We start from the raw sequence: 18,078 nt of genomic DNA on the forward strand, positions 1-18,078 counted from the left end.
GCTTACCCCTCTTCCAGTGCTTTCACGGCATCGAGGTCGAGCACCGCGTGAGCGGTGCGGTCGATGATGCCGAGGCAGATCTCGTCCGGTTGATATTTCGGCTGAATGGCGCTGTGACCCATCGTCGCCAGCCAGATGAAATACGGGTACAGCGCCTGCTGCCGGTAGGCCAGCCACGCCGTGTCGAAATCGGGCGCCGGTGCGCCGCGGTCGGCGAGGCGGTCGAGATACACGGCCAGCAGCTCCCGTTCCCAGTCCCGCCGGTCGTTCACCGCGAGACCCGAGCCCATCACGTAGGCGACGTCATACGCCCAGCTGCCCCGCAGGACGACTTGCCAGTCGGTGAATCCCATGCGACCGTCTGAGGTGATGTAGGTGTTGCCGATGTGGCTGTCGCCGTGCAAGAAGGTCTGCGCACCGGTGCTGGCGATCTCCAGGGATCGCTGTAGTGCCTGATACAGCCGGTCGTGGTCGTCGGTCAGCGTTTTCGGCAGCACCGCCGCTGCCCGCCGGGCTCCGACCTGTGCACGTTTCGACATGCCGATCAACCGGTCGAGATTCGCGAAGTGCGCCTGCGGCGGCTTGAGCCACCGGTGCCGCCGCAGTCCGGCGTCGTTCCAGTAGCGGGCGTGCCAGGTCGCCATCGTGCACAACAGATCCTCCATCTGAGTGCGGTCGATCGGTGTCTGCGGTGTGCAGAAGGTGGCGCCTTTGGTGCTGACGATGTCTTCGAGCAACGAGATCGTCCGGCCCGACCGATGGTCGACAGCGCTGTGATAGCCGAGCGGGGCTTCGATGTCCAAGTCCGGCCGCAAGTGGGTGAAGAAGCCGGGCTCGCCGCCGATGATTCCGGCCAGGTCCAGGGTGAGACGCTGTTTGAAGTCCGAGGTGGTCTTCGCGAACAACTGCTCCGGCAGTCCCGCCGCCTGACCTACGGCGTTGTAGGTCACGCCGAGTTTCCAACGGGTAGAGGTGCCTGCGCTCACGTCCTGTGTCTCGAACGATGTGACGGCTGCGCCCGGGTGGCCGGCGCACAGCACGGCGGTCAACCATTCGGCTGTTACCTCACGGCCGGTCACCGGGACGTCGTCGGCGGTCCGGGCCCGCCGCCGTGTCACCGACTCCTTGGCGAGGTGACCACCTATGCGGACGATTCCCCGCATCACCTCCGATACGGGAGTGGAAGCACTGGACGCCAACGGATGTCTCCTCTGCTCGCTGGATTCGACTGCTGCACCTGCCCGAATCGCGCGCCGGGCATGCTCCAGGGACGGTATGGCAGCCGGGGGCCGGGAACATCCGTCGAACCGCGCAGAAATATCCGTACGATCTGCCGTCGGCGCCCGGCAGCTCGACCGGCCGGTCACTCGGGCTGCTTAAGCTCACCTGCATGCAGAAGTCCCTCGCGACGGTCTTCCTCGGTCGTGATGCCGAGATCGAGAACCTGGCGGCACTCGCGCGCCGGGTGGCGGCAGGGCAGGGAGCCGTGGTGCTCGTGGAGGGCGAGCCGGGCATCGGCAAGACCTCGCTGCTCGAGGCCGCCGGTATCCGCTTCACGGAAGCGGGCCTGCACGTTCGCGTCACCGCCGCCGTGGAACTGCAACGGGACGTGCCGTTCGCCGCGGTGCGCTCCTGGCTGGAGCACGACGACACCACGCCCGGCGGTCCGGATCCGAGCCGCCCGTTGCTGCACAGCGGGGATCGCGCGGGCGACGCCGCGGCGACCCAGGAGTTCGCCGTCACCGAGCGGATCCTGGATCGCGTCGATGCTTGGTGCGCCGTCACTCCGGTCGCATTGATCGTGGACGACGTCCATTGGGCGGACACGTCGAGCCTGTCGGTACTGCAGCAGCTCTGCACCCTCATCGACGCATTACCGCTGCTACTGGTGCTCGCGGCCCGCCCGCTGCCGCCGGGCGCCGCGTTCGCCGCCCTGTCGGCCGAACTCGATCGACGGCAGGCCCCGGCGATCCGGCTCGGCGCACTGCCCGATTCGGCCGCGGCGGCGCTCGTGCGACATCTGGTCGGAGCTCCCCCTGGCCCGGGCTTATCGCGAATCGTGGCCGACGCGGGAGGAAATCCGCTTCACATCACCGAAGTGGTGGCCGCCTTGGCGCGCGCGAAAGCGATCACAGTAGTCGCCGAAGTCGCCGCTCCGGCGGTACCGGACGCCGACGAAGTGCCATCCGCCTCGCTGTCGGAGGCGATCACCCAGCGGCTCGAGCTCCTGTCCCGCCCCACGCGGGACCTGCTGCCGATGGCCGCTGTCATGGGACCCGTCATCGACGTCGGGGAACTGGCGGCGGTGCTGGACAGCCCGCTCCTGCACGTCTGGACGGCGGTTACCGAGGCGGCGGACGGCGGCCTGCTCACACGAGTGGATTCCGAATTGGTATTCCGCCACGACCTCGTGCGCGACGTGCTGGCAGGTCGGCTACCCGCTTCGCTGCGCACGAATCTGCTGCGCAGGGCTGGGCAGGTGCTGCAAGCGACCGGAGCGCCGATCGAACGAGTCGCGTACTACCTGTCGACGGGTGGCCACGAACTGGACAAGACAAGCCTCGACTGGCTGGTAGCCGTGGCAGGCAAGCTGATCGTGCGGGCGCCCGAGCTCGCGGTGCAGTTGCTGGGTCGCGCGGCGACCAAACCGGATCTGGACGGCGGTTCGCGGTCGGTGCTGACCCGCTGGCATGCCCGGGCACTGCTGTGGAACGGACGCGCCGCCGAGGCCGAATCCGTGGTGCGCACCGCACTGCGCACTCGGCCGGAGCACGACCACGATGTCGAACTGACGTGGCTGCTCGTCCAAGTCTGCCAATCCCAGGGCCGGTTGGCCGAAGCCGTCGCAGTCGCCGAGACCGCCCTGTCCACGATGGATGTCGACGCCGAGGACGCGGGCCGGCTTCTGGGCATGTCCGCACTGGACAATTTCTTCCTCGAGCGGTTCGAGGCGGCCGAGGAAGCCGGTCGGCGGGCCGCGGCAACGGGGCAAAGCACTGGTAACCCGCTCGCCACCGGATACGGGCTCATGGCCATGGGTGCGGTGCGCTACACCCGGGGCTACCTCGACGAGGCACTGGATCTGAGTACCCGGATCCTCGCCGTCTTCGAGGACGGGACCGGGTCGGACCAATTCGATCCGTACGTGTTGTACGCGCACTGCCTGATCGAACTAGATCGCCTCGCCGACGCCGAACAGACGCTGAAGACGGCGATCGGGCACAACCGCAGGATGCACGGCGTCTACCTCGCCGCCAATCTGCTCGCCAAGGCGCGACTGTATCTGCTCGACGGTCGCTGGGACGACGCGCTGGCCGAGTGCACGGCGAGCATCGAAGCGCCCGATGTCCTCGGGTACGCGCCCGTCGCACACAGTCTGGCGGCACTGATCGGCATCCACCGCGGCACCTTCCTGCCCGACCCCGACGGCATCCCCGCACCTGACGATCGTTTGGGCAGCACCGGGTACGCGCAGCTCCACCCCTGGGTCAAGGCGCTGACGCTCGAAGCCCGCGGCCACCCCGAGTCGGCGCTGGAACTGCTCGTCAGCACCCAGCAGCGGCTGGCCGATGGCCTGAGCGCGTCCACCCTGCACTACATCTACCCGGATATCGCTCGGCTGGCCGCGGACGTCGGTGACAAGCAGGCGGCTCGGGCGGTGGTAGCCGAAGCGGACGAACTGCTGGCACGGCAGAAGACCGCCGGCCGAACCGGGACGGCCCTGCTGTGCCGCGCTCTGGCGGACGACGATCCCGAGACCCTGTTCGCGGCCGCCGACGCGTTCCGGCAGTCCGGGTGGCCGCTGCACGAAGCCCAGGCACACGAGAACGCCGCGGTGCTGTTCGCTGCTTCGGGACGAGAAGCAGAGGCCCGCGGCGCGCTGGATACGGCGGTGGGGCTCTACGGACGCCTCGGCGCCTCGTGGGACCGCGCCCGTGCGGCCGCACGGGTGCGACCGCACGGTATTCGACTGGGCGTCCGCGGTCCGCGCAACCGGCCCAAAGCCGGTTGGGCGGCGCTCACGGATACCGAGCGCAAGGTCGCCGCGCTGGTGACCGAGGGCTACTCCAATTCCGATATAGCAGCGCAGATGTTCTTGTCCCGCCGCACTATTCAGTCCCACGTGTCGAATATCCTGGCCAAACTCGACCTACGCTCACGGCGCGAGATCGTCTCGGCGATGCCGCGTCTGCGGTGATTTCGGCACCCACCGCTCAATCGACTGACGCGATGTCCTTCCGAAGGACGGCGATCGTGGCGCGCAGGGACTCCACGGTGGGTGTCGGTTCGATGCCGAAGGCCGCGTTCGCGGCGGAGGAGTCGATGACGAACGGCCGATCGAACTGGTAGCGCGTCTCGCGCATCTCACGTGCGTCGGGATCGAAAAGTCCTGCGGCCCAGAGCATGGCGGCAGGCATCCGGCCTACGCGCGCGGGTGGCGCGTCCGCGACCGTCGCCGCGAGTGCGGCCAGTTCGCGGATGGAGAGAGGCGGTGCGGTCGGCGTGTGCCATGCTCGGCCCCAGGCGTTTTCGTCGTCGGCGACCGCGACCAGGGTCCGCGCGGTGTCGACGACATCGGTCCAGCTGTGCGCGGCGTCCGGATCAGCGGGGAACAATACCCGGCGACCGGCGAGCACGGCGGGCAGCGCCACCATGGTGAACGCCGATTTCGCTCCCGCGCCGAGGTAGTCCGAGCCGCGCACTTCGGCGGCGCGAACGCGGCCCGCCTGATGCGCGGCCAGCGCCCCGGCCGATATCTCCGCGCGAACCCGCCCCTTCACGCTGTTGGGGCGCAGCGGTTGCCGCTCGCCGATCGGGCCGTCGACCTGCCCATACCCGTACAGGTTTCCGACGCTGAGCAGCCCGGCTCCGGTCGCCTCGGCCGCGTGGAGCGCCGCATCGGCCAGGGGCGGGAAATCACTCGCCCAACGGTGGTAGGCGGGTTGGGCGCACTGGAAAACGACCTTCGCACCCACACAGTGCGGAATCAGCGCCGCGGCGTCGGTAGCGTCCGCGGCCACGCGCTCGATCGAGGAATGGTCCGGGCCGAGACCGCGCCGGGTGATCACGCGCACCCGCTCACCGCGTGCGGCGAGCAGTTCTGCGGTGGCCGACCCGACCGGTCCCGCTCCGATCACGACGTACAGCGACATGGCAACCATCCTGTCTAGCGTTCCGAATCGAGAACACTGTTCTCTACTGCCCAGAAGACTAATGTGAGCGCCAATCCAAGTCAAGAACAGCGTTCACTCTTGCATCAGCCATTCTCCGATCGGTGACTTGTTCTCTATACTGGGGGCATGTCCGCCCCGTCCCTGCGCGCCCGTGTCCGCTCCGAGATGACCGAGGAGATCAAGGCGGCCGCGCGCAGACGACTGGCGGCCGACGGCGCGAACCTCTCCCTGCGCGGGGTAGCGCGCGATCTCGGTATCGTCGCGTCCGCGCTCTACCGCTACTTCCCCAGCCGGGACGATCTGCTGACCGCCTTGATCATGGACGCCTATCAGGCACTCGCGACCTCGGCGGAAGCCGCCGAAGCCGAATTGCCCGCCACCGATCTGCGGGGCCGCTGGCTTGCGGTGTGCTCCTCCGTGCGGGATTGGGCGCTGACACATCCGGCTGAGTACGGGCTGCTCTACGGCAGCCCGGTGCCCGGTTACGAGGCACCGGAGGACACGGTGGCGCCCGCCGCGGCCGTCGTCTTCCGGCTCGTCGCCATCGCCCAGGAGGGAACGAAACAGCTCACGCCCCCGCCGCTTGCGACTCCGCTACCCGCATCGGTGCGCGCCGACCTGCGTCGCCTGATCGTGCAACAGTCCTCCGAACTCGACGAGGAAGTGCTCGACCGCGTCTTCGCCGGCTGGACCCATCTGTTCGGTCTGCTCGATTTCGAGATCTTCGGCCGTTTGGACAAACTCATCGACGCCCGCGCCGACTACTTCACCCACCACATGAACCTGATGGCCGACCTGGTGGGCCTGCCCTGACATCGGCTCACGCGTGAGCGTGGGCCCGAACAGGTCACCGGCGAATACACGGCAACGGCGTGTCCGCCCTGGAGTCGAACAACGGGGCCGCCGAGCGACGCTACGGTGACAGCACCGAGATTCTCCGCGTTCCATTCGACCGACGACCATGACTCATTCGTGGAGGAACATTGCCGAGCTCGTTCACTCGCAGGGGATTCCTTACCAGCGCGGCCACTTCGGCGACGGCCGCGGCCGCCGTTTCGGCAGGGGCCGCCCCGGGCAGAGCACGGGCGGACACCGATCCGGACAAGCCGAACATCCTGGTGATCATCGTGGACGAGATGCGGACACCCGTGTGGTTTCCCGATCAACAGGCGTTGGACTCCCTCTTGCCGAACATCGCTCGAATCCGCCAGGGCGGCGTATCGTTCGAGAATCATTACACTGCGGCCAACGATTGCACGCCCGCTCGTGGCTGCCTGCTGACCGGCCTGTACGCGCAGCAGACCGGGGTCATGGTCGTGTCGGAGTCGACCTTGTCACCGCTGTTCCCGACGTGGGGGTCGATATTGCGCGACCACGGTTACGACACCACCTACTGGGGCAAGTGGCATCTCGGCAGCTATTCCGATCGCACGCCGGGCGCGCTGGAAGCCTACGGTTTCCGCGGCGGCACCTATCCCTCCCCGAACGGCGCGCCCGGTCAAGGGCTGCAAGCGGATCCGAAGATCGTCGACCAATTCGCCGACTGGTTCCACAACGACTCCGGCGACGCGCCCTGGTGCACGACGGTGTCGCTGGTCAATCCGCACGACATCCAGTGGTGGCCGCGCTGGACCCGTCGCGATCAATTCAACGCCGATATCCCCCGGTGGATGAACGAGCTGCCACCCAACTTCGAGTCCCTCGAGCAACTGTCGCGCAAGCCCCGCCTGCAGACGGCGTTGGTCGAGGTCTCGGCGGTGGCGTTCGGGGCGGCGCCCTACGGGACGCCGGAAGCTGTGCATGCCTGGATCGAGATGCGCAATCTGTATCTGTGGGCTCAGCAGCAAGTCGACATCCAGATCGGCCGCGTGCTCGACACTCTGCACTCGCGCCCCGACGTCGCCGCCAATACCGTCGTCGTCTTCACCTCCGACCACGGCGATTACGCCGGTTCGCACGGCCTGCACGGCAAAGGTGGGGCCGCCTACGACGAGGCGCTGCGGGTTCCGCTGTACGTCCACGACCCACGCGGCTACCTGAGCCCGGTCGAAGGCACGGGCACCAGGGACCAGCTCACCTCCAGTGTCGATTTCACTCCCCTGCTGCTCACCATCGGCACCGGCGGCGACGAATGGCGCGGCGACGGACGCTACGAACATCTCAGCGGGCGGCTCGACCTCGCCGCCGTCTGCCGCAATGCGGCTGCCCCGGGCCGTCCCTGGGTCGCGCACACCACGGACGAGGCCTCCATCGAAGAGGCCGCGATCCTGTTCAACCAGAACGCCCCCGGCCACGTGGCGATGGTGCGCACCGCCGAGGCGAAGTTCGCGTCGTATTCGCATTGGGTGCACGGGCAGATCCAGATCGATCCGGCGGCCGAGCAAGAATTCGAGCTCTACGACTACAGCACCGACGGTGGACGCCTCGAACTCGACAACCAGGCCGCTACCGGCAATCCGTTGCGCGCGGACATGGAGTCGCTGCTCGACAACATCATCCGCACCGAGATCCAACAGCCGCTACCGCCGTATCTGCGGGCCGCCCAAGAGGAAGGCATCGGCGACTACATCTCGGCGCAGACGAACATCTTGATCAAAGCCGAACGGATCGGCCACGCCCTGCTGGATGCCGTGCCCAGGCCGTCCTGATCGGGCGCTGCCACTCCGATAGCCCCGTGCGGCGGTAGCGGGCTCCGTTCGACACCCTTCGAATCATCACGACGCAAACCGTCGCGCCCTCCCGCCGCCGCCGCGCATGCTCGGAGCGGGTGCGCCGTCGGTGGCCCGAGCCGGATCGTGCCCGGTTCGGGCCGCCGATACCGGCGGCCGCGCCATGGTCTGCGGGACGAAAGAGGGTGTCGAATGGGTGTTTTCGCGCTCGGCGTAGAACTCGACGGTGAGGGGTTCCACCCCGAGGCGTGGCGGCGAGCCGCGCACACACCGGACCGCCTGCTCACCCCGGACACCGTGCGCGGGCGGGTGGCCGCCGCCGAGAACGCCGGATTCACCCTGGCCACCTTCGCCGACTCGATCCTGCCGGAGCAGGCGATACCCGGTCGCATCGACGCGGTGACCCGCGCATCGTTCGTGGCTGCGACGACCAGCACGATCGGACTGGTCCCCACCGTGGCCACCACCTACGCCGAACCGTTCCACACCGCATCACAGGTGGCGTCGCTGGACTATGCCTCGCGCGGGCGGGCCGGTTGGATCGCCGAGCGCGTCGACGACCAGCGCGCCGCCGCTGCCTGGGGGCGCCAGCCGGTAGTAGGAGACGTGAATCTTGCGCGCGAGCAGGAGGATTCGATCGAAGTCGCGCGCCGCCTGTGGGACTCCTGGGAGGACGACGCGGTGATCCGCGACTACGTCAGCGGCCGATTCTTGGATCGGAACAAGTTGCACTACATCGACTTCCAGGGCGAGACCTTCTCCGTGAAAGGGCCGGCTATCGTGCCGCGCCCGCCCCAGGGCCAGCCCGTGGTGTTCGGCGCCGAAGGCTCGGTCGACGTCCGGTTCGTCGCCGCCGATTCCGTCGCGACGGCCGCCGAGGCGGCGGCCGCTGCACGCTCCGCCGGGGACCGGCTGATCTTCGCCGAGGTCGAAGTCACCCTGGATGCTGCCGGGGTCCCCGCCGTGCGACGATTCGGCGAAGCCACTCCCCGTTCGTCCGGCCGACTGGCATTCTCCGGTCCGGCCCCGGAGCTGACCGACCTGCTGACCGAGCTCAGCGCCCATCTCGACGGAGTGCGGCTGCACCTCGCGGTGATCGATGAGGACCTGCCCGTGCTCGCGCGCGAGGTGCTGCCCGCCTTGCTGCGCACCGGGGTCGCGCGCCGTCCGATCCCCGGTTCGACGCTGCGCGCCAACCTCGGGCTGACCCGCCCCGCCAACCGCTACGCGACCACGCGCTGATCCTCAGGAGATCGTTTCCGTGACCGACTTCCCGCGCCCCGACGCTCAGATCCACTTCGGCGTCTTCTTCCAGGGCGTGAACCACACCACGATCTGGTCAGACCCCTCCAGCGGCTCGCAGATCGATTTCGAGACCTTCCGCCGGGTCGCGCAGACCGCCGAGCGCGGCCTGTTCGACGCGTTCTTCCTCGGTGAGGGCCTGCGGCTGCGCGAGCAGGACGGCGCGATCCTGGAACTGGACATCGCGGGTCGCCCCGACGCGATCACCCAGCTCGCCGCGCTGGCGGGCATCACCCGGCACATCGGCCTGGTCGCCACGCAGAACACCACCTACAACGAGCCCGCCGACCTGGCACGCAAACTCAGCGGCCTGGATCTGCTGTCCGGTGGTCGCGCGGGCTGGAACGCGGTCACCACGGACAACGCCTGGACCGGCGCCAACTTCCGGCGCGGCGGATTCCTCGACCACGCCCTGCGCTACGAACGCGCCGCGGAGTTCGTGGCGACGGTGCGGGCGATCTGGGACGCCTGGGACGACGGCGCGATCGCGACCTCGCAGCAGAGCCCGTCGTGGGCGCGTCCGGAGGCGATCCATCCCGTGGTGCGCGCGGGCGCACACTTCGACGTGACGATCACCCCCACGCTGCCGCGCAGCGCCCAAGGGCATCCGGTGATCTTCCAAGCGGGCGACTCACCGGCAGGCCGCGATTTCGCCGCGGCGCATGCCGACGTCATCTTCTCCAGGCACGGAACACATTTCGACGACGCGCTGGCCTTCGCCACCGACATCCGCGCACGCCTGCGCGCGGCGGGCCGCCCGGAGGACGACATCCGCATCCTGCCCGGCACGCAAATCGTTCTCGCGGAGAAGGAATCCGAGGTCGAGGATAAGGTCCGCTGGGTGAAGAACGGGCAGTACACCGGCCAGACGGCGCTCTCGCTGGCCGGTCAGATCTGGGGCCGCGACCTGTCCGAGCTCGACCCCGACGGCCCGCTGCCCACCGACGACCCTCAGCCGCGCGCGATCTCGGAGACGCGCGGCGCACCGCGCTCCGGACAGGATCCGGTGGCCATCGCCCGCGCATGGCGCGCCAGGGCCGAAGCGGAGAACCTTTCCCTGCGGGAAGTCGTGATCGCCTCCACCGAACGCTCCGGCTTCGCGGGCACCCCCAGCCAGGTCGCCGACGAACTGGCCCGCTGGGTACGCCACGGCGCCACCGACGGATTCAACATCTCGCCCCATCTGGTCCCGACCGGGTTGGACGAAATCGTGGACTGGCTGATTCCCGAACTCCAGGAGCGCGGCGTGTACCGCACGGAGTACACCGGGACCACGCTGCGCGAGCACCTGGGATTACGCGAGCCGCTCACTCGGCGGAGCTGACCGAGGACAGCCACTTCCTGTCAGACAGACACGACCGTAACGGTTCGAGTCGTCGCCCGAGGTATCCGGAGCGGGTGCGGTGAGGATATCGGCTACCGCACCGCCGTACCACACTGTTTGGACCGGATCACCCCGCAGAGCACCGACGCATCCCATCCGTTCGAGGAATTCCCTGCCGAGCATAGAGACCCGTTGATGGTACAAATTCACCCTTATCGACCTAGCGAGATGCGTGCATAGACGTCCCATGAATAACAGAACTCGCGGCGCTCGAGTAGAACCATCGCCACCTCTATGACCGGTACATCCGCTCTGCGGTTGGCAGTATTTATTTCGACAAGATCAATAGGCATGGACGAGAGCCCTTCGGAGGCCGGGTAGGCAATCGTCACTGGGGAACGAATATCGACTCTTTGACTGGAGCTTCAGGCAAGACGGATAAGGTTGCCGAACGCAGCGCATCGCGAAGGTTTCGGACGCGCTCGGCGGGCGATACCTTGAAACCTATTGCACCACGAAGGTTGCCCAGTTGCTCGATAGTCAAGGTGAAGGAATTTTGATCCTGGAAAGCGCGCCGAGCAGCGGTGACGATTGAATCGAGCTGCTCCAGTCCACTCTCACCGTCATATGCGATTCGATCCAGTGTTAGATGCAGTCCATCCGAGGGGACCGGATAGAAGTACGTTGTGTCTATCGCTTGCTGACACTCTTTGGTCAGCGCGTGGAGGTCCGGAGCATGCTCAAAAGTGATGAACCAGTAGTAGCCCAGTGGCCCAACGCTACGATCGCGCCGTTTATCGTCCGCGTTACTCATCTCGCTCATCAATGCTCGTCATGTTCGCTAGCGCCTCTCGTACAGCACGCAGTTGTGACGCGTCTCCCCACCTGGCCGTGGCATCATGCACGAACTCCGAAACCCTGCGGGGAACTTGCATCATAGGCTTACCCGGTGACACGCCGAGGGCATCGAGCATGATGCTCGTGGCGGCATCCAAGTCGGCATCTTCGGCCAGGACGTGTGAGCGCGCCAAGTCGATCATCACCAGCGAACGACCCCATAGAGAGTTCGTGTCGTTCATCTCGGGCAAAGCAAGCTTTGCATACTGTTTGACCTTCTCTGGCATTGCCAAGGACAGATACGCGGTCGCCGCGTTCCCGGCCACTTGCGCTGGAGTGTAGCTTTCGAACGAGATACTGGACGGAACGACCGCCTGTGTGCTGTGGTGCGACAAGCTTTCGTATGCCTGATCGACCGCGCGGTGTACACCCTCGACATCACCGAGCTTTCCCATCGCCCGTGCGACCCCATTGATGGCAAGGCGGGCGTGCTGCGGCCCGCAACCAGCATGAGCCAGGCCGTCTTGTGCGTATCGCAGCGCCTCGTCGTACTGTCCCCGCATAGTATTCGCAGAAACTTTGCAGGCCGCGTGCCCATGCTAGGAGATTGTTGTCCTGCGCATAGTCGCCGAGCTGGACGGACTCTAAGCAATAGACACGGGCGAGCGAAAAATTTCCGGCCCCGACTGCGATGTAGCCAAGGAGTCCTGAGGTCTCACTCGCGATCTCGAAAAGTAGACCTCGCTGTCTCGGATGACCACACTCGTCAATGAGTTCATCAAGCCAGACACGCTGCTTTTGGAGGGCCGGAACCAACTTGGCTGGATCAATCGTTTCGTACTGCGCGATGGTCTGACGCGTACTGCTCTGCAGCTGCTGAAGAATCTCGGGATCGATCGAGCGGCTCAGCTTGTGGACGCGAGCCAGTACGGTGATCAACTCTGCACTGACCCCCGATCCCGACGTGGCGGCTCGGTGGCTTCACTGTCGTCTGTGTGTGACGTACTGATCGCCTCGCCATCGGCAGACGCAGCACTTGCATGCGTCGACCGCGGGATGGCGGCTGGTGCCGTGCCCTCCATGCAGACTCCCCTTCAGCCACGATTTGCTCGAACCGCGCCCGGTCTTCTGTGGTTGCTCGCTGGTCGAGCGTGATGTCCAGGATGGCCTGTGTATTCGAACGCGGCCTGACCGAGCTGAGGCCCGTCCGCCAATTGTTGACAGTCGTCGTCTCCAGTCCCAGCAAGGCGGCGAAGTCTCGAACCGATCGCCTCATGGCTTCTTGCAGCGCCACCGCCTCGAAGCCCGTCCATGCCCGCCCTCTGACCATTGCCATACCTTACGATTTGCCGCCTGAGCTGGGGAAATGCGCACGTTAGACCATCGTTACCCGACCATTACACGGTCGCACCTGCCAACGGTCAACGGGCACGGTTGAACCGGTCCCCGGCGCCAAGCCGACGCCGCACCTCTAGGGCGGCGCATCCGCCCCGGTGAGCCGGAGTGGGTGGCGAAAGCCCTTGGCGCCGGGGACCGCGTTCAGCCCTCAGCCACATTGCCGGGAAGGTGCTCTTCGATGCCCTATGCGACTCACGCTGTCCACCGGCCTCTCCGCCCGTCCCAGCGTGTCCGGCACATCCACATCGAATCCGGTGCGCTCAGCCTGGATTACCAGGCCGGCGCCGAGCAAGCGCAGAACGTTGCCGACGAACTGAAGCAGGGCTTCCCGGAATTCGTGGTCACCGTCGATGACGAAGTCCGTGCCGATCTGCCGCCGCTGCCCGGCGCCGGGCTATGGGACTGAGCCCGATTCTGCCGCTTCCACCGTCAGTATCCGAGCCCGAAAGGAACCTATCCGTGCCGTCTGACTGTCAGCCGCCGAAGCGTTTCGTTCTCGGCATCACTCCGAATTCGCCGTCGGCCCTCGCGGTTCCGGCTGTCGAGGCGCGGCCCGATCAGCCGCCGGATGCAGGACCGTTCCTGCGGGGGTGTGCCGGAATGGAAGAGCCAAGGAGGATGAACCCACAGGCGGGAGGGGCGTCATGATGTACTCGGATCCGCTGCCGGACAGGACGTTTGTCCAAGCAGACGGCATGCTCGCTGAGTTCATTTGCCACGCGCATCTACTGGAGCTGACTGTTCAACGCGCTCGTGAGCTTCGGCACATCCATAGATTTCACCGCCCGGACGAGTGCATCGTGCATCTCGAAGTGGCCTCCATGCTGCTGATCGTGAGCGGCGACTGAGTTGACGACCTCAGTCGTTTGGATTCTGTGGCCGAGTTCGGTGCTCTTTGCCGCAGTATTGAGCTTTCGAGTCGGCGCCGATTGGAACTCGACCAACTCCGCTGGGCGGCATCGGGCAGAGATGGCACCGAGCCAGGACACTGGGGAATGCGAGCTGACGGACGAACCTGTCTCGGAAGACGGACGGGAGCCGGTCGGGGCCTCGGATATCCGATGGCGGAGCGTTGAGGACGATACGGAGGTACTCCCACGGCTACAGGATCTTCGGCCTTCGATGCGGCGCACGCCGATTCGGCGGCCTCCGTGGGTCTGAAGAACGCGAACGATTCAGCCCCTGAGAGGCCGCGCGAATTACTCGGCCGTATCAGCAGTGGCCAGCCTTCGAAGCCGACCGTGTCGCATTCCGCGCAACGCCTCTTGGCGTAGCGGCAGGTGGGCCACCATACCTACCAACCGAAGGTCGAGAACAGTTCACCCTCGGCGATATGCAATACCGCTGCGCGGCAGTAATCGATCATGCGGTCCGGCAGCGCATCTGCCGAGAACCACCGGAGCTCGTGGCACTTGTCGGGCTCCAGATTCGTCGGCGCACCTTGCCAGGACCGTACGGTGAAGAAGAACGCCATCCGGCCGCCGGAGGACGAGTTGTGCATGACGTGGCTGAACTGCACGTCGGCGGGCGAGATCGCGACGCCGATTTCTTCCCGCGACTCACGTATCAGGGCTTCGATGACCGATTCGCCGGCCTCCAGATGACCCGAGGGCAAGTGCCAAGCGCCGTCCTCGAATCCCGTGTTCTTCCGTCGGCCGAACAGCACTTCGTCGCCGCGGCGCAGAACCAGATGAACATCGCCGGTGACCTTGTGGCGCTCGGGCTCGGTGCTGTGACCGGAGTCGGCCGTGACGCTCATGCAGCGTAGTCCTTCCACCCGCATCGACTCTGTCGAACATGCGTCTTCCAGGCTCCCGAACGGAGTTCGGTGAATTCGAACCGCGCGAACGGCCGCAGGAACCCGATCGGAGCCGCCGTCTCGATCGGACGACGGCTCCGGCTTTCGCGTCTACCTCAGAGCACGGCTTCGATCGCCGCGACCAGTTCCGGCGCCTCGGGCGTCGTCCTGGGGCGGAAGCGGCCCGCGACCTTGCCGTCGCGGTCGATCAAGAACTTCTCGAAGTTCCACTGGATGTCACCGGCGTTGCCTTCGGCGTCGGGCGTGTCCACCAGGCTCTGGTAGAGGGCGTGCCGCTGTTCACCGTTGACGTCGGTCTTCTCGAGCAGGGGGAAATCGACGCCGTAGGTGGTGGAACAGAACTGCTGGATCTCCTCCGCGGTGCCCGGTTCCTGGCCCATGAACTGGTTGCACGGCACGCCGACCACGCTGAAACCGCGCGGGCCGAAGGTGTTGTGCAGTTCGACCAGGCCGGAGTACTGCGGTGTCAGACCGCATTTCGAGGCCACGTTGACCAGCAGGACGGCGCGGTCGCCGACCAACTCGGCCAGCGTCGTCGGCTCGCCGGACAGTGTGCGCAGCGGAACTTCTCGAAGGCTCATACGTATCCGTTCTCGATTCCGTGGATCCAACCCCGACGGCCACGCTACCGGATCGGCGGAATCCTGACCGCCGCGTGCGCGCCGGTGCAGAACCGCGCTCAGCGCAACCTGGTCCGGCGCATCAGCCGCAGCGACGTCAAGGTCATCTTCAGCTGCTTGTCGTACGGCTGACCCGCGCGCGCGGCGAGCACCTGCTTCTTGAGCACACCGACGTTCACCGTGTCGGTGTACTTCAGCAGCCCCTGGTCGCCGTGCCGGGTGCCTACTCCGGACTGCTTCAGGCCACCCGACGGCGTGCCTTTGGCGGCGTAGGTGGCGACGAAGCCGTCGTTGATGTTGATGTTGCCCGCTTGCAGCTGCGCGGCGATCCGCTGGGCGTGCGCGAAGTCCCGGGTCCACACACTGGCGTTCAAGCCGTAGTCGGTGGCGTTGGCCAGGCGCACCGCCTCCTGCTCGTCGTCGAACGGGTACACGGTGACGACCGGGCCGAAGGTCTCCAGCGTCGCGTGGGTCATCTCGGGGGTGACGCCGGTCAGCACGGTGGCCTCGTAGAAGGCCGGACCGATGTCGGGGCGCGCCTGCCCGCCGACGTGCACGGTGGCGCCTTTGGCCCGAGCGTCCTCGACGTGAGCGGCGACCCGCTCCAGATGCTGCGGGGAGACGAGGGAACCGAACTCCGGCGTGTAGTCGTAGGAGCCGCCGATCTTCGCGTTCAACTCGGCCGCGGCGGCGGTCAATCGGCGCAGGAATTCGTCGTGGATGGCGCGATGCGCGTAGATCCGTTCGATGTGCATGCACGCCTGGCCGGAGTTGGCGAACGCCGCGAACACCGCACCGGGTATCACCTCGTCCAAGTTCGCGTCGGCGAGCACGATCATCGGGTTCTTGCCGCCCAGTTCCAGGCTGCATCCGATGAGGTTGCGACCGGCCTGCTCGCCGACGATCCGGCCCGTGGCGGTGGAGCCGGTGAACATGACGAAGTCGACATTGTCGATCAGGGTCGGACCGATGTCGGGACCTTCACCGCACACCACCTGGACCAGTCCGCGGGGCAGCCCGGCGCGGTGCAGCAACTCGACGCCGAAGAGCACGCACAGCGCGGTCTTGTTGTCCGGCTTCAGCACGACGCCGTTGCCCGCCATCAACGCGGGCACGGCGTCGGACAGGGCGATGGCGAACGGGAAGTTCCACGGCGCGATCACCGCGACGAGACCTTTGGGACGGTGCTGCTCGGTCGAGCTGGTCAACAGGGGCATCGGGCCGCCGCGCCGCTTGGGCCGCAGCACCCGGCGCGCGGTCTTGAGGTAGTGGCTGATCACCATGGGCACGTCGCAGGATTCCTCGACGGCCATGCGGCGCGTTTTGCCGCACCCGATCTGAATGAGGTCGGCGATGGTCTCCACCTCGCCGAGGATCAGCTCGTGCACCCGTTCGAATACGCGCAGCCGCTGTCGCAGCGGCAGTGCGGCCCAGTCGGCTTGCGCCACTCGGGCTTCGGCGCAGGCGGCCAGGACATCTCGCGGCGTCGACTGCGGAAGCACGCCGACGGGCGCGCCGGTGTAGACCTCGGTCATCTCGAACGGCGCTGCGCTACCGTCGGCGGCGACCGAGCCGGTCAGCCGCGCCATCAGCTCCCCGGTGATCCGGGCGGGCAGGGCGGCCGTCGCCTTGTCGGTGTGTGCTGTGCTCATCGTGTCTTCTCCATGACGTCGGGCATCGCCGCAGGTGCCGGGCCGGACAGTGCGACTGAATTAGAACACGTTCCGATTTTGGTTTCATCGTATTCGCCCCGGCGCGCTGTGCCTACCTGCCTGGAGCGAAGATTTCCGCTCACTCGTCCGCGACGATCGACAGCGCCTGGGTCGGGCAGTAGCGGACCGCGCGCCGCACATCGGCCTGGGATCGCGGGTCCGTGACGGCATCCAGGATCTCCACTTTGCTGCGCTTGGGGACGTGGAACGCCTCCGGCGCCTCGTCCTGACAAACGGCGTGACCCTGACACAGGTCCAGATCGGCCAGCACTCGCATCGTCGGCTCTCCTTCTATTCCTTCGACTCCGCGCCGTCGGCGAGGGGACGTATCGGCGCCTCGGGTTGCACCTCGACCAGAACCAGGTGCGCGCCCCGGGGCGTGGACACCACGGCGACCACGGCGGCGGCCAGGTCGCTCGCGCGCAGCATGTACGGATGCCTGGCGAATCCCCAGGCTTTCCAGTCCTCCAGCACCGGGCCGACGGTCTCCGGCGTGGAGTCCATACCCATGCCGGTCAGGGTCGGGCCGGGCCGGACCAGCGACATGCGGATGCCGCTGCCCTCGAGCTCCATGCGCATCTGGGCTGCCATCGCTTCCAGACCCGCTTTGGCGGCGCTGTAGGCGCCCGTGCGGGGACGCGGCTCGGGCGCGCAGTCCGAGCTGATCAGCACGACGTCGCCGCGCTGCCTGCGCAGCATGCCGGGCAGCACCCGGTGCACGAGACGCTGCGCGCCGACGAGGTGAACCTGCACTTGGCGCAGGAACCGTTCCGGGTCCATCGCGTGCGCCTGGCCGAACTCGATGTCACCCGCGCTGGAAACCAGGATCTCGGCCGGACCGAGCGCTTCTTCGGCGGCTTGTACGAACCGCTCGATGGAGTCCGGCTCGGTGATGTCGAGCTGGTGGGCGAAGGCTTCGCCGCCGTCGGCGCGAATCTTGTCCGCGATTTCCGCGCACTGGTCTGCGCGTCGCGCGCCGAGCGCGACCGGGTGGCCGAGTTCGGCCAGGGCCACGGCGGTGGCCGCGCCGATTCCGGAGGAAGCGCCGGAGACGAGCGCGGGCCTGCGCTCGGGGTGAGGGGCGAATCTAGGCATTATCGGGTCTCCACGGTGATGGGCAGGTGCGCGAAACCACGCACGTTGGACGAATGAACACGCACGATCCCCGACTCCACGACCTCGAAGGACCGCACCCGCGACGCGAACTCCCCCAACGCGACCCT

General features: G+C 66.8%; 17 protein-coding genes and 1 pseudogene. 8 read left to right on the top strand and 10 right to left on the bottom strand.

The genetic code is table 11. The features are described 5' to 3' along the window. Nucleotides 1–2: 2 nt before the first annotated feature. The gene (locus M8859_RS34830) at nucleotides 3–1,199 is read right to left on the bottom strand and encodes a phosphotransferase family protein (RefSeq protein ID WP_249645532.1); all 1,197 of its coding nucleotides are present in this window, start codon (nucleotides 1,197–1,199) and stop codon (nucleotides 3–5) included. Nucleotides 1,200–1,390: 191 nt separating this feature from the next. Between M8859_RS34830 and M8859_RS34835 the strand changes: the two genes are divergently transcribed. Then, nucleotides 1,391–4,198 carry a helix-turn-helix transcriptional regulator gene (locus tag M8859_RS34835; protein WP_249645533.1) on the top strand — a complete coding sequence of 936 codons (2,808 nt, stop codon included), beginning with the start codon at nucleotides 1,391–1,393 and terminating at the stop codon, nucleotides 4,196–4,198. Between the two features lie 16 nt (nucleotides 4,199–4,214). Here the strand turns inward: M8859_RS34835 and M8859_RS34840 are convergent, their stop codons facing one another. Beyond that, complete coding sequence (locus M8859_RS34840) at nucleotides 4,215–5,153, bottom strand: NAD-dependent epimerase/dehydratase family protein (protein WP_159929877.1); 939 nt, start codon at nucleotides 5,151–5,153, stop codon at nucleotides 4,215–4,217. A gap of 147 nt (nucleotides 5,154–5,300) precedes the next feature. Between M8859_RS34840 and M8859_RS34845 the strand changes: the two genes are divergently transcribed. From M8859_RS34845 to M8859_RS34860, 4 genes are all read left to right on the top strand, one after another. Then, on the top strand, nucleotides 5,301–5,987 hold the full coding sequence (locus M8859_RS34845; RefSeq protein WP_159929875.1) for a TetR/AcrR family transcriptional regulator: 687 nt from the start codon (nucleotides 5,301–5,303) through the stop codon (nucleotides 5,985–5,987). A gap of 170 nt (nucleotides 5,988–6,157) precedes the next feature. Further along, nucleotides 6,158–7,822: a sulfatase-like hydrolase/transferase gene (locus tag M8859_RS34850; protein ID WP_159929873.1), complete on the top strand. Its 1,665-nt coding sequence runs from the start codon at nucleotides 6,158–6,160 to the stop codon at nucleotides 7,820–7,822. A gap of 213 nt (nucleotides 7,823–8,035) precedes the next feature. Beyond that, a complete protein-coding gene (locus tag M8859_RS34855) occupies nucleotides 8,036–9,085 on the top strand; it encodes an LLM class flavin-dependent oxidoreductase (RefSeq protein ID WP_159929871.1) in 1,050 nt (349 codons plus the stop codon). 19 nt (nucleotides 9,086–9,104) lie between these two features. After that, nucleotides 9,105–10,469 (top strand): NtaA/DmoA family FMN-dependent monooxygenase, encoded by a 1,365-nt coding sequence (locus M8859_RS34860; protein ID WP_249645534.1) that lies wholly within the window; start codon nucleotides 9,105–9,107, stop codon nucleotides 10,467–10,469. 388 nt (nucleotides 10,470–10,857) lie between these two features. On the opposite strand, the gene M8859_RS34865 is transcribed toward M8859_RS34860, so the two are convergent. After that, entirely contained in the window at nucleotides 10,858–11,292 is a 435-nt protein-coding gene (locus M8859_RS34865; protein ID WP_249645535.1) for a 2'-5' RNA ligase family protein, read from the bottom strand. Beyond that, nucleotides 11,276–11,869 (bottom strand): hypothetical protein, encoded by a 594-nt coding sequence (locus M8859_RS34870; RefSeq protein ID WP_249645536.1) that lies wholly within the window; start codon nucleotides 11,867–11,869, stop codon nucleotides 11,276–11,278. Before M8859_RS34870 ends, M8859_RS34865 begins: the two co-directional genes overlap by 17 nt. 190 nt (nucleotides 11,870–12,059) lie before the next feature. Here M8859_RS34870 and M8859_RS34875 point away from each other — a divergent pair, with 190 nt between their 5' ends. The 3 genes from M8859_RS34875 to M8859_RS34885 all read left to right on the top strand — a co-directional run bounded on the left by M8859_RS34875 (nucleotide 12,060) and on the right by M8859_RS34885 (nucleotide 13,552). After that, nucleotides 12,060–12,461 (top strand): hypothetical protein, encoded by a 402-nt coding sequence (locus tag M8859_RS34875; protein ID WP_249645537.1) that lies wholly within the window; start codon nucleotides 12,060–12,062, stop codon nucleotides 12,459–12,461. A 421-nt stretch (nucleotides 12,462–12,882) separates the two neighbouring features. After that, nucleotides 12,883–13,110: a hypothetical protein gene (locus M8859_RS34880; RefSeq protein WP_249645538.1), complete on the top strand. Its 228-nt coding sequence runs from the start codon at nucleotides 12,883–12,885 to the stop codon at nucleotides 13,108–13,110. A gap of 238 nt (nucleotides 13,111–13,348) precedes the next feature. Further along, a complete protein-coding gene (locus M8859_RS34885) occupies nucleotides 13,349–13,552 on the top strand; it encodes a hypothetical protein (RefSeq protein WP_249645539.1) in 204 nt (67 codons plus the stop codon). Nucleotides 13,553–13,998: 446 nt separating this feature from the next. Here M8859_RS34885 and M8859_RS34890 read toward each other — a convergent pair whose 3' ends face one another. The 6 genes and pseudogenes from M8859_RS34890 to M8859_RS34915 form a co-directional block, all read right to left on the bottom strand. Beyond that, the gene (locus M8859_RS34890) at nucleotides 13,999–14,463 is read right to left on the bottom strand and encodes an NUDIX hydrolase (protein ID WP_159929861.1); all 465 of its coding nucleotides are present in this window, start codon (nucleotides 14,461–14,463) and stop codon (nucleotides 13,999–14,001) included. Nucleotides 14,464–14,618: 155 nt separating this feature from the next. Next, entirely contained in the window at nucleotides 14,619–15,104 is a 486-nt protein-coding gene (locus tag M8859_RS34895; protein ID WP_159929859.1) for a glutathione peroxidase, read from the bottom strand. A gap of 98 nt (nucleotides 15,105–15,202) precedes the next feature. Beyond that, nucleotides 15,203–16,795: a succinic semialdehyde dehydrogenase gene (locus tag M8859_RS34900; protein WP_195141417.1), complete on the bottom strand. Its 1,593-nt coding sequence runs from the start codon at nucleotides 16,793–16,795 to the stop codon at nucleotides 15,203–15,205. A 139-nt stretch (nucleotides 16,796–16,934) separates the two neighbouring features. Then, nucleotides 16,935–17,132 (bottom strand): ferredoxin, encoded by a 198-nt coding sequence (locus M8859_RS34905; protein WP_159929855.1) that lies wholly within the window; start codon nucleotides 17,130–17,132, stop codon nucleotides 16,935–16,937. A gap of 14 nt (nucleotides 17,133–17,146) precedes the next feature. Next, nucleotides 17,147–17,950: an SDR family oxidoreductase gene (locus M8859_RS34910; RefSeq protein WP_195072297.1), complete on the bottom strand. Its 804-nt coding sequence runs from the start codon at nucleotides 17,948–17,950 to the stop codon at nucleotides 17,147–17,149. After that, nucleotides 17,950–18,078: pseudogene (locus M8859_RS34915) on the bottom strand (cytochrome P450); the annotation flags it as partial. The pseudogene M8859_RS34915 and the gene M8859_RS34910, both read right to left, overlap by 1 nt.

The sequence above is a fragment of the Nocardia sputi genome, from assembly GCF_023501985.1.